10 protein-coding genes and 1 pseudogene are annotated in these 10,680 nt (G+C 56.9%); 6 read left to right on the top strand and 5 right to left on the bottom strand.

Annotated features, from left to right (window positions below; genetic code table 11):
* Together BXP70_RS30760 and BXP70_RS27975 are read left to right on the top strand one after the other, a co-directional pair.
* A pseudogene (locus BXP70_RS30760) lies at nt 1–176 on the top strand (ABC transporter ATP-binding protein); the annotation flags it as partial.
* 64 nt (nt 177–240) lie between these two features.
* On the top strand, nt 241–2,604 hold the full coding sequence (locus BXP70_RS27975) for an ABC transporter permease (protein ID WP_086597426.1): 2,364 nt from the start codon (nt 241–243) through the stop codon (nt 2,602–2,604).
* Between the two features lie 224 nt (nt 2,605–2,828).
* Here the strand turns inward: BXP70_RS27975 and BXP70_RS27970 are convergent, their stop codons facing one another.
* Both BXP70_RS27970 and BXP70_RS27965 read right to left on the bottom strand, forming a co-directional pair.
* Nucleotides 2,829–3,155, bottom strand: a complete 327-nt coding sequence (locus tag BXP70_RS27970) for a nuclear transport factor 2 family protein (protein ID WP_317044492.1) — start codon at nt 3,153–3,155, stop codon at nt 2,829–2,831.
* A 56-nt stretch (nt 3,156–3,211) separates the two neighbouring features.
* Entirely contained in the window at nt 3,212–4,000 is a 789-nt protein-coding gene (locus tag BXP70_RS27965) for an SDR family oxidoreductase (protein WP_086597425.1), read from the bottom strand.
* 129 nt (nt 4,001–4,129) lie between these two features.
* Between BXP70_RS27965 and BXP70_RS27960 the strand changes: the two genes are divergently transcribed.
* Nucleotides 4,130–4,501, top strand: coding sequence for a winged helix-turn-helix transcriptional regulator (locus BXP70_RS27960; protein WP_086597424.1), 372 nt, complete (start codon nt 4,130–4,132; stop codon nt 4,499–4,501).
* A gap of 107 nt (nt 4,502–4,608) precedes the next feature.
* On the opposite strand, the gene BXP70_RS27955 is transcribed toward BXP70_RS27960, so the two are convergent.
* Nucleotides 4,609–5,184, bottom strand: coding sequence for a hypothetical protein (locus tag BXP70_RS27955; protein ID WP_086597423.1), 576 nt, complete (start codon nt 5,182–5,184; stop codon nt 4,609–4,611).
* 262 nt (nt 5,185–5,446) lie between these two features.
* Between BXP70_RS27955 and BXP70_RS27950 the strand changes: the two genes are divergently transcribed.
* Nucleotides 5,447–6,052 carry a Crp/Fnr family transcriptional regulator gene (locus tag BXP70_RS27950; RefSeq protein WP_086597422.1) on the top strand — a complete coding sequence of 202 codons (606 nt, stop codon included), beginning with the start codon at nt 5,447–5,449 and terminating at the stop codon, nt 6,050–6,052.
* Nucleotides 6,053–6,270: 218 nt separating this feature from the next.
* On the opposite strand, the gene BXP70_RS27945 is transcribed toward BXP70_RS27950, so the two are convergent.
* On the bottom strand, nt 6,271–7,239 hold the full coding sequence (locus BXP70_RS27945) for an NHL repeat-containing protein (RefSeq protein ID WP_086597421.1): 969 nt from the start codon (nt 7,237–7,239) through the stop codon (nt 6,271–6,273).
* A gap of 214 nt (nt 7,240–7,453) precedes the next feature.
* Between BXP70_RS27945 and BXP70_RS30880 the strand changes: the two genes are divergently transcribed.
* Nucleotides 7,454–7,582, top strand: a complete 129-nt coding sequence (locus BXP70_RS30880; protein WP_262490777.1) for a hypothetical protein — start codon at nt 7,454–7,456, stop codon at nt 7,580–7,582.
* Nucleotides 7,583–7,971: 389 nt separating this feature from the next.
* A complete protein-coding gene (locus BXP70_RS27940) occupies nt 7,972–10,143 on the top strand; it encodes an ATP-binding protein (RefSeq protein ID WP_086597420.1) in 2,172 nt (723 codons plus the stop codon).
* A 321-nt stretch (nt 10,144–10,464) separates the two neighbouring features.
* On the opposite strand, the gene BXP70_RS30430 is transcribed toward BXP70_RS27940, so the two are convergent.
* Nucleotides 10,465–10,680, bottom strand: a 216-nt coding sequence (locus BXP70_RS30430) for a hypothetical protein (RefSeq protein WP_218779889.1), incomplete at its 5' end; no start/stop codon positions are given.

Below are 10,680 nucleotides of genomic sequence, written 5' to 3'. Positions count from 1 at the left end.
TCGATTCGAGCAATGGCAACGAGGTGATGGAGCTCCTCACCGAACTCAACGAAGCCGGCACTACCATCATCATGGTCACCCACTCCGAGCACGACGCCCGCTACGCCCACCGCGTTATTCGCCTGCTCGACGGGGAAGTGGTGCTGGAAAACGTGTATAAGCAAATAAGTACTTAATTAATAGCGTTTTATGCCTGTAATCCTTTCTATTTAATCGAATTCATTAACTTCTGACGACGGCATGTTTCAGCACTCCTTGCTTCTGATCTATCGTAACTTCAAGCGGTTCCCAACCACGTTTTTCATCAACCTGATTGGGTTATCAACGGGATTGGCATGTGCGTTGGCAGTTTGCCTGTGGGTGAATGATGAGCTAAGCTTCGACAAGTATCACGCAAACAACAGCCGCCTGTTTCGGGTGATGGAAAATGTGCGCACGGAGAAGGGGCTGGATACGCACGCGGGCACTACGGCGCTGCTGGCGGAAGCCCTAGTAGAGGAAATGCCCGAAATAGAATCCGCAGTTGTTGCCACACCTCCGGCATTCTTCCCCAGGTTCACATTAGTGGGCGAGAAGAAGCACATCCAGGGCGTAGGAAAATTCGCGGCCAAAAGCTTCTTCCACATCTTCTCCTATTCGCTCGTCCAAGGCAACGCCAATCAGGTTTTGGCGAACAAAAGAGCCATCGTGCTGTCCCAGAGATTGGCGACTAGCTTATTCGGCAAACCGGAAAATGCCATCGGCAAAACGGTGGAATGGCAGCTAGCCGACCTTAAGCAAACCTGCATCGTCTCGGGGATATTCGGCCCGATTCCGGCCAATTCCTCCGAGCAGTTTGATTTCGTGTTAACCTTCGATGCCTTCAAGGACATCATGAAGATGGGGCCAAAAATCAATTGGGAAGAAGACGGGCCTTTCAATACCTACATCGTGCTGCATGATGGTGTTGATCCTAAGAAATTTAACAGCAAAATAGCAGGACTTCTAGATCACAAAACCGCTAAGAATAAAAATCGCCGCCTCTTCATCCAGCCGTACTCCGACCAGTACCTCCACGGCGAGTACAAAAACGGCGTCCAGGCGGGCGGGCGCATCGAATACGTGCAGCTCTTTTCAGCCATTGCCGCTTTCATCCTGATCATCGCCTGCATCAACTACATGAACCTCGCTACGGCAAAGGCTACGCGTCGAATGAAGGAAATAGGCGTTAAGAAAACGCTGGGGGCTAGCCGGAGGGCGCTAGTCATGCACTTCCTGCTGGAATCTACGCTGATGACGTTCCTGGCCCTGTTTCTGGCTGTCGTGCTGGTGCAAGTGGTTTTGCCTCAGTTTAATGAAGTTACGGGCAAGCACCTGACGCTAACCCCAGAGCCTAAGCTGATCATCTTATTTCTGGGAATTGCGCTGTTGACGGGCCTGCTGGCGGGCAGCTATCCGGCCTTCTACTTGTCCGGCTTCAAACCGGCTACAGTCTTTCGAGGCACGCTGGTGGGTTCGGTGGCCGACCTCTGGACGCGCAAAGGCTTGGTGATCTTTCAGTTTACGCTGTCGGTAATCTTCATTGTCTGCGTGCTGGTCGTGCATCGGCAGATGCAGTTTGTGCAAAGCAAAGACCTAGGTTACGACAAGAACAACGTCATTTATTTCGAGACGGCGGGCAGGTCGGCTCAGGAACCTAATGCCTTTCTGGCGGAGATAAAGCGGCTCCCCGGCGTAGTGAATGCTTCCGGGATGTGGGGCTTTTTCGTGATCGTAGGCCCGCAAGGAGTAGGCCCTCAGCTAGAATGGAAAGGCCGAAAAATTCCGGTGAACAACCTAGGGGTGAACTACGACATGGTGGAAACGCTGGGCATTCAGATGAAAGCCGGCCGCAGCTTTTCCCGGCAATTTCGCTCCGACAGCACCGAAATAATTGTCAACGAAACACTTGTGAAAACATTGGGCTTGCAAGACCCGATTGGCAAAACCCTCAACCGGGACAAAGTAGTAGGCGTCGCCAAGGACTTCTACTACGAATCGCTGCACGAAAAAGTAGCGCCCTTCATCTTTCGCCTGGAGCCGAAAGCGGCCGGCACGGTGGTGGTCAAGCTCGCTCCCGGCCAGGACAAAGAGACCATTCGCCAGCTTCAGCAGTTTTACAAAGCCTACAACGCGGGCATGACGTTGGATTACCAATATCTGGACGCCGAGTACCAAGCCCAATATGCCTCCGAAAGGCGCGTGGCAGTGCTTTCTCGCTATTTTGCGAGTTTAGCTATCTTAATTTCTTCCCTGGGACTTTGGGGCCTGACTGCCTTCACGGCCGAAAAGAGACGCAAGGAAATAGGGGTGCGCAAAGTTCTAGGTGCCAGCGAGTTTAGTATTATCTACTTGCTCTCTCGCGACCTTACCAAACTCGTCATTGTGGCCATTGCCCTAGCTTTGCCCATCAGCTATCTACTGGTACGCCATTGGCTCGACAGCTTCGAGTATCGCATAGCTCTAGAATTTTGGTATTTCCTAGGTGCGGGCCTGCTCGCGCTGCTGGTCGCCTGGTTAACGGTGGGTGCGCAAGCCGTACGAGCGGCCCGCATCGACCCGGCGCTGTGCTTGCGCGACGAATAATGTACCCGCTGCCCCCCGCCCCGCAGTTTGCCCGGCTCCAGCGCGCCGCTTTGTCCAGCAAGGCGTTGGCCTTCTACAGCGTGCTTTCCTTCCTACGAGGTCGTTTCGCTTGGCTTCAATACTCGCCTGCGGCTGCTTGGTGGATTGGGGCTTCCTCAACGAAGAAACCTGAACATTCTATAGCCTCACGGGACAGTCGTTGCTCGATCCTACGCGTTAGCCTTTTACCCGGTGAAGCGTAAGGAACTGATCAAGGAATTGTCCAGTTCAAGATGGTACTGCATCACCGCTGGGCTTCCGGGAAATGTTCCCGCTACTTCCACGGTCAGGATGGCTGAGGCACCCGATTGCTGGTAATTAATCGGCCGGGTCTGCATTTGATACTTTTCAGTCGCCTGCTGTATCCATTCCCTGATTTCGGCCCGACCCGAATAGGTATGCCCTTCGTCGGAAACGGTGGCGTCGGCCGTAAAGTAGTGCGAAAAGCTAGCGCTGTCCCGTTCGTTTTGTGCCTGCACAAACCCTTCGATAGTGGTTGGTAGGTTTATCATGGTGCGTTTTCGGAATTATTGACGGTGCTTTTTAGGAACGAATGACCATCCTTTTGCTAAATCGTACGAATGGTCCCGCCGTCGATGACATATTCAGTCCCGGTCAAGTAACCGGCGCGCGGTGAAACAAGAAAACCAATTAATTCAGCTACTTCTTCTGGTTCGGCAGGTCGTCCGAAGGGGATGCCACCTAAGGCATCCATCACACTCTGTTGCGCCTGCTCCACAGAAACATTGGAACTCTGGCTGATCCTTTCCAGAAAGAATTTGACATTTTCCGTCCTAATCCAGCCTGGCGAAACCGTGAGTACCCGCACGCCTTTCGGGGCAACTTCATTAGACAGGCTTTTGCTATAATTGAGCAGACCGGCTTTTGCTGCCGCGTAGGGCAGTGTCGCGTCGTAGAGTGGTAGTGTGGCCTGGATGGACGCGATGTGGATAATCACGCCGTTGCCCCGTTCGACCATACCGGGCAAAAAACCACGATCCAGCCGCACGGGGGCTAGCAGATTCGTTTGTAGGGTTGCCTCCCAGTCGTGGTCAGACAGCACGGCAAATCCCCCGCCTGGCGTTTCTGAACCACCCATATTATTGACCAGGATGTCCAACTGACCAAACTGGTGCAGTACCTGGTCAACTACCTGCTGCGTGCCTTCCGGTTTGCTCAGATCGGCCGCGATGAAATGGAGATGGCTGGTTTGCTCTTCCGGCTTGTTTCTGGCAGTGATGATGACGGTTGCTCCTGCTTTCAGCAGTCTATCGGCAATTGCTTTGCCCGCACCTTTCGTGCCTCCCGTTACCAACGCGATTTTACCGGCCAGCTCGTTTTCAAAGTTGAAGTCCATACTGTAGTTTGTTTTGGTTAAGGCAAACTTCTGCAGTACGGTATGGGCTCACAAGTACGGACTTACGATTCACATAGGGACAAATTTAGCCCTATTAAACCGGGCGAAGTAGGTCGTTATATTTGCCGTATGTATGAACGAAAGACGAAGCCCGATTTGCTGTGTGGTCTGGACCTAATCGGGGAAGTGCTGTACGGAAAATGGAAGATACGTCTGTTGTGGTTTATCCACCAGGGCTTTCAACGTCCCAGCGAGTTGCAACGAAAAATTCCGGGTGCCTCCCGCCGGGTGCTGAATGTGCAGTTGAAGGAACTGGAAAGTCACGAGCTAGTAGCGAAGGTGATTTATCCAGTACTTCCGCCGAAAGTGGAATACTATCTCACTGATTTTGGTCAATCACTCATCCCCGTCATTGGCGCGATCGGCCAGTGGGGTGACCAACACCAGGAACGACTGCGGATGCTCATTGCAAAGAACATAGAGTCTTCTGTACAAGGCTGAGCGAAATAGCCAGTGTCTTGTACGGGAATAGGTTGTCTCACCCAGCAGAAAAGACCTACTCGCTACGGCTGGAGACACGCAACGCGCCAAGAGTAGGTCAGTCACTTCTAGTGAGCAGAAGGAGTTGCTTTGCGCAGGCGCAGGGCGGCGAGCAGAAAATAGAAGGCCCCGACCGCCGCGTACCCGGCCACGTTGGTCACCCCTTTGGTGGGGTCGTGGGCTTGGGCCACAAACAACACCCCGGCCAGCATCGACTGCCCGCCGCTGAGGATCATGGGCCACTGCCCGCCCAATGCGCGGCGCCGGCGTAGGCCGAGCAGCAGCTGAATCAGCCCCGTCAGCACGGCCCACACCCCAAACACGAGCAGGACCGCCGGAACGCCACTGCGCAGGGCGAGGCCCACGGCCACCGTCGTGAGGCTGCCCACGACGATGTTCACGTATTGCGGCAGCAGCGTCTGCCCAGTGCCACGGTTGGCTCGGATGTCCCCGAACGTAGCCAGCACGTCCCAGGCCGGATACAGCAGCAACAAAGCGGCCGTGAGTGTAGGCGAGGATTTTACAAACAGAAACACCAGGCTGACCCAGACCAGAGAGAAAGCGGCCCGCACGAAGTACAACGTACGCAGGGCCTGGGCGGTCTGAACGGGCGCTTGGCTAGTGGCGGTTGAGGAGATAGACATCGGATCTAGTGAAGTGGATGATGCGACAAAGGTCCTGCCGTCCGCCAACCTGGTTTTTCACCTAGGTTAAAAAGTGCCGACGGCTCGCTACTTTCGTTCAGCCACTTGGTTCTTGCGCTTCTTAGCCGTCCCCGCTGGTGCCATCAGACCTTGCTCGTACTAAGTAGGATCACGGGTCTCGTCAACGATTCTCGTTCTGCTTTATCGAACAGCCGGGGGACGCAACGACTAGAACACACGCTCCTGTTTACTGATTTGTGCCATGCTGCCCGTGCCAACCGTTTCCCCTCGCCAGCTCCTGCACCAGCAGCTGCAGGCTTTCGCCCATCTTTCCGAAGCAGACCTGCGCCTCGCCGAAGACCACTGGACGCTCCGCACCATCCCGCGCAACGAGTTTTTTAACTTTCGCAACGCGGTGTGCCAGTACGTCGGCTTTATCGTGAACGGCCTGTTTCGCGTGTACTACGTCGACCCTGTAACCGATTTGGAACACAACGTGGCGTTTGTGCCTGAGGGCACCTTCCTGACCTCCCTGAAAAGCCTGCTTACCCAAGAGGCGTGCCCTTACTACATTGCCGCGCTGGAAGAGGCCGAGCTGCTGGTCATCAGCGTGGGGCAGCTGCATACGCTCTACGAGCAGTCGCACGGCTGGGAACGGTTCGGGCGCCTGCTGGCCGAGCAGTATCTCATCTTGCAGCAGGCCAAGGCAGAGTCTATGCTGTTTCAAACAGCGGAACAGCGCTATGTGACGCTGCTGGAGCAGTTTCCGGGCGTAACCAATCGCATTTCGCTGGGGCATATTGCCTCCTATCTAGGTATTAAGGGTCCTTCACTCAGCCGCATTCGTGCTCAGTTAGGCAAGGCGTAAGTCCCTTCAGTTAGTGAAGCATAGTGTTCAGCGAAACGAGGGGAATACTGATCGCGGCGGTTGCTCGTGGGGCTAGCGTACGGATTGGCGGCTTGCCGTTGTCCAGGGACGCTAGGCGACACCTTGCGCCCCCCTTGACCGGCGCAGGTGCTGCCTACGCGGGGCAAGGGGGGCGCAAGAAATGAGGCGCTGAAAGCAGCTTGTCGTTCTTCGTCCGGCTAGGGAATCGTGACGCGCGAGACGGTAAACGGCAAGGACGGCAGTGCGGGCGGGGGCGTGGTACCCGTTGGGCGTAGGTTCAGTTGCGAGTTTACCACGAGAAAGTACTCACCGGCGCGGGCAATCGTGGTGTTGAACTTTAGATTGTTGCCAAAGCCCGCCCCGACGGTGCCTTGCGTGTAGGTGTTGTTTAGCTGCACCGGAAAGAGTTGCCCCGTTACATTGCGCGAGACGTAGAGCGTGGTACCGCTCAGCCACAAACCATCACCCGCCGTGACGGGTTGATTGAGCTGGATCTCGGTAACGGCCTTGCTGCTACGGTCGATGCGAAACAACTTACCCGTGTTGGAGATAACTAGGAGCAGGTAACGGCCATCGGCCGTTAGTGCAATGCCGTTGGCGTTGAAGCCCGCGCCGTAGGGAATCTGCTGGTCGGTGAAGGCGAGCCACTCCTCCACCTCACCGGGTGTCGCCGCCCCCACCGCCGCTCGGTAGATCTTCTGCACGCGTGAGTCGGTGAAATAGATGTAATTGGCATCAGCCACGCAGTCGTTAATAAAACCGGAGTTGAATAGGGCTTTGGTATCCCAGGTTTTAAGCGGGCTCCCCTGCGGGCTCAGCACGTGAATCTTGTTTTCCTGCCCGCCAGCAATCCACAAGCGGTTTTGGGCATCAGTTTTCATACCTCGGCAGTCCAAGCGGCCCTGCGCTGCGCCCGCAGCAAAGAGGCTAGCTTCCCCACTTGCAACGCCTACCTGGATGACGTCGCCGTTGAGGGTACTCCCCACATAGAACACGCCTTTTCGGGAGTTGTAAGCAATACCTTCGGGAAACAGCTGGTCCCCCGGCAGCTTATAGGTCTCTTGTCGGACCAGAATCGAATTCAGCGGGTTTTCCCCATCGAGCTCCGGCGTGCACGCCGCGCCGCTGAACAGAAGTGCCGTACATAGTAACAGTTTGTTGCGCATGGTTGAGCGAGTTTTTGTGAGATATATACTTCACCTTGAACGCACAAGGCGCAAAAGTGGACACGTTCCCAAGCTCAGCTATTTGGGTCAGTCGGCGGGCGCGGGCGGCCACATTGGGTTTCCCGCCGTTGCCCCGCCGCTGTTGCTGCGCTACGACTTATACACGCCCACGGGCGGAGCAGCCTACCAGTGAGCAGCTCCGCGGGTAGGCTATATGATGGATCGAACCCAGAGGCCGTATTGGAATGGCATCACCCCGGATGTGGCGGTGGCGCCTTCGCCGCAGGATACCCCGGATAAGACGATCGAAGCTGCCAAAAGGTGGTTGTGGGAGACAAACTAAGCTAACCTAGCGAGCAGGTTATAATTTGCTCTTGGCAGAGAACACTGCCGCCTGCACCGGAAAAGAGTATCAGCGAAAATATAGCGCACCTTTCGGGCCCTATTCCTTATGCCCCTAGTGAGCAACTGCTCATTGCGGTAAAAGAAGCGACTGGCGTCTAGTCAAGGCCTACAACCCGCGCGCCGCTTATCACCTGCCGCACCCCGTCGGCTCGGCTCACCGGAATTGCCCCTACCTGGCCCGCAATGCTCCCCTTTTTTGTGCAAGGCAACGCCCCCGAGCGGCGTATCCCGGGGCCAGAGCGGCTAACTTGGCAACAGGCGCGGACAAAGCTGCTTATTAAGTAGTACATTGACCAGATAAAACAGCATTATTCAACGCTCCTCGTCATGCTTCGCTTTTGCTTGCCGCTGCTATGTCTGCTGGCGGCGCAGCCGCTGCTCGCGCAAAACCCAGCCTCAGCCACGAATAGCCGGCACCAGTTGCCGCCCGCGACCCAACTAGCTGACACCAGCCGGGTGCGGCAGCTGCAAGCGCAAGCCGACAGCCTACCGCCTTCCTCGCCCCAGGCGCTGGCCGTGCAGCAGCAAGCCCTGCACCTAGCGCAGCGCCTGCACGATACGCGGGGCCAGACCGCGGCCTATCTCAGGCTCAGTATTGTCTACCGGTTTCAGGCGCAGTTCGAGTTGGGGCGGCACGCGGCCCAGCAAGCCCAGCAGTTGGCGGCTCGCCTGGGGAACCGGAGCCAGCAAGCCCAAAGCTATATGCAGTTGAGTCGCCTGGACCTGATGCAGGGCAATTACGCGCCCGCCATCGCAGCGGCTTTGCGGGGCCTGCCCCTGGCCGAGCAGGCCAACGACCAGCAGACGCTGGGCCGCCTGCAGGGCACGCTCAGCACCATCTACGTGCAATTAGAAGACTACCCCACGGCCATCCCGCTGCTGCACGCATCGCTGAAAAGCGCGCGGCAGGCCCACGATATGGCCGTCGTATTGGCGTCTTTGATTGACCTAGGCGTCGCCCACGACGCGCAAAAGAACTTCCCGGCGGCCCTGCGCTACTTCCAGCAAGCCCGGGAGGTAGCCCGCCAGCTCCACAATGAACGCAGTGAGAGCGAGCAAGAGCAGAACATGGCCTTGGTATACTTTGAGCAAGGGCGCTATTCGCTCGCCCGCGCCACTGCGTGGCGGGGCTATGCGCGCGCTCTGGCCGGGCACACGGTCTATAACCTGCCCATGATTCAACTGACGCTGGCACAGGTCTATGCCAAGCTCGGGCAGCCCGACAGCGCCCTGACCTTTGCGCGGCCCAGCTTTGCGCAAGCACGCCGCGAAGGCGATAAGATTGTTTTGCGCAATGTCAGTGACTTGCTCGCCAGGCTCTATGCGCAGCGGGGCGACTTTGCGGCGGCCTACCGCTACCAGGGGCTGGCCGTGGCCTACAAGGACATGCTCTCGGGTGAGGCCACCCAGCGCAAAACTACCGCTCTACGCTACGGCTACGAGCTCGATAAGAAGCAAAGCCAGATTGCGCTGCTCACTAAGAGCCGCGAGCTGCAACGCCAGCAAAGCGCACGTCAGCGCCAGCAATTGTATCTGCTGCTGGCCGGCCTGGTGGGCGTAGCCGTGGCGGCGGGGCTGTTCTGGCGCAATGCCGTGCTGCGGCAGCGTGCCAACCGCCGCCTGGGCGAGAAGAACGAGGAAATTGCCCGCCAGCGCGACGCCCTCGACCAGGCGCTGCTCACCCTGCAAGCCACGCAAAGCCAACTGATTCAGAAGGAGAAGATGGCCAGCCTCGGGGAACTGACGGCGGGCATCGCGCACGAAATCCAGAACCCGCTCAACTTCGTCAACAACTTTGCCGACGTCAGCCAGGAGCTAGTAGCCGAGCTAGTCGAGGCGCAGGCTAGCTCCACGCGCACGCCTGCCCTGGAAGCGGAACTGCTAGACGACCTGACGCAGAACCTGCACAAGATCACCCAGCACGGGCAGCGGGCCAGCAACATCGTGCGTGGCATGCTTGAGCACAGCCGCCCAAGCACCGGCGAACGTCAGCCGACGGCGGTAAACGCGCTGGCCGAGGAGTATGTGCGCCTGGCCTACCAGGGGCTGCGCACCAAAGACTCGTCCTTTCAGGCCGAGTTGTCTACCGACCTGGCAGCGGACCTACCTCTAGTCGCAGCCGTGCCCGGCGACCTAGGCCGGGTGCTGCTGAATCTATTGACTAATGCCTTCTATGCCGTACAGCAGCGCCAGCAAACGGGCGAAGCGGGCTACGTGCCCACGGTGCGCGTACGCACCCTGCGACGGGGCCCGCAAGTAGAAATCCAGGTGCAGGACAATGGCACAGGTATGCGCCCCGAGGTGCAAGCCAAGGTGTTTCAGCCCTTTTTCACCACGAAGCCAACCGGGGAGGGCACCGGCCTAGGTCTCTCGCTCAGCTACGACCTCATCACCCAGGGCCACGGCGGCACGCTCACCGTGGCTAGTGAGTTGGGCCAGGGCAGCACATTCACTATTAGCCTGCCCGTACCCGCTGCGGGGCAACGGAGTACCTCTTAAAGGTCACTCCGCTAAAAAGCCGCTGGTATGCGCGAGGAGGCTAGGCTATCTTTTGTGCAAGTACATACTGTTATTTATACGGACATTATTAGAATAAGCGTATTTCATGTACCTAATCCTCTGCCTTTCAGATGTGGTACTTTCGCCTGTAGTGACCATGCTATGACGACTAGAGAGTTGCGGAACGCATTACTGACGGCTTTAGCTTCAGTGCTAGAACCACAGGGCTACAGGCTAAATAAAGCGAAAGCGGAATTCACGAAAAAGACTGGCGAGGGCTGGCACAAGTTTCAGTTGATCTTCCTGACCCGTAGTACAGGATTAGAGATCAATCCGGCCATGTTGATTCGCAAGCATATTGTAGAAGCGCTGTATCATCAGGCCTCCTACTTTGCGCCAGAGTTTCACCACACGACGCCCACCATTGGCACTTCGATCGCCCAGTTCCTCCAGGATGAGCACGACTACCGCTTTCGTTTGATAAACGAAACGGATCTGGCCTCCTGTCACCAAGGACTGCTTTCCTTGTTCCAGCAG

The organism is Hymenobacter crusticola, from assembly GCF_002154225.1.
Classification (GTDB): Bacteria; Bacteroidota; Bacteroidia; order Cytophagales; family Hymenobacteraceae; genus Hymenobacter; species Hymenobacter crusticola.
Note: the sequence above shows the minus strand (reverse complement) of the source record. Positions and strands in the feature narration are given on the sequence as shown.

Coding starts and splice junctions, on each gene's coding strand:
- BXP70_RS27975 (WP_086597426.1), top strand. CDS start 241: ATGTTTCAGCACTCCTTGCTTCTGATCTATCGTAACTTCAAGCGGTTC.
- BXP70_RS27970 (WP_317044492.1), bottom strand. CDS start 3,155: ATGATAAACCTACCAACCACTATCGAAGGGTTTGTGCAGGCACAAAAC.
- BXP70_RS27965 (WP_086597425.1), bottom strand. CDS start 4,000: ATGGACTTCAACTTTGAAAACGAGCTGGCCGGTAAAATCGCGTTGGTA.
- BXP70_RS27960 (WP_086597424.1), top strand. CDS start 4,130: ATGTATGAACGAAAGACGAAGCCCGATTTGCTGTGTGGTCTGGACCTA.
- BXP70_RS27955 (WP_086597423.1), bottom strand. CDS start 5,184: ATGTCTATCTCCTCAACCGCCACTAGCCAAGCGCCCGTTCAGACCGCC.
- BXP70_RS27950 (WP_086597422.1), top strand. CDS start 5,447: ATGCTGCCCGTGCCAACCGTTTCCCCTCGCCAGCTCCTGCACCAGCAG.
- BXP70_RS27945 (WP_086597421.1), bottom strand. CDS start 7,239: ATGCGCAACAAACTGTTACTATGTACGGCACTTCTGTTCAGCGGCGCG.
- BXP70_RS30880 (WP_262490777.1), top strand. CDS start 7,454: ATGATGGATCGAACCCAGAGGCCGTATTGGAATGGCATCACCCCGGAT.
- BXP70_RS27940 (WP_086597420.1), top strand. CDS start 7,972: ATGCTTCGCTTTTGCTTGCCGCTGCTATGTCTGCTGGCGGCGCAGCCG.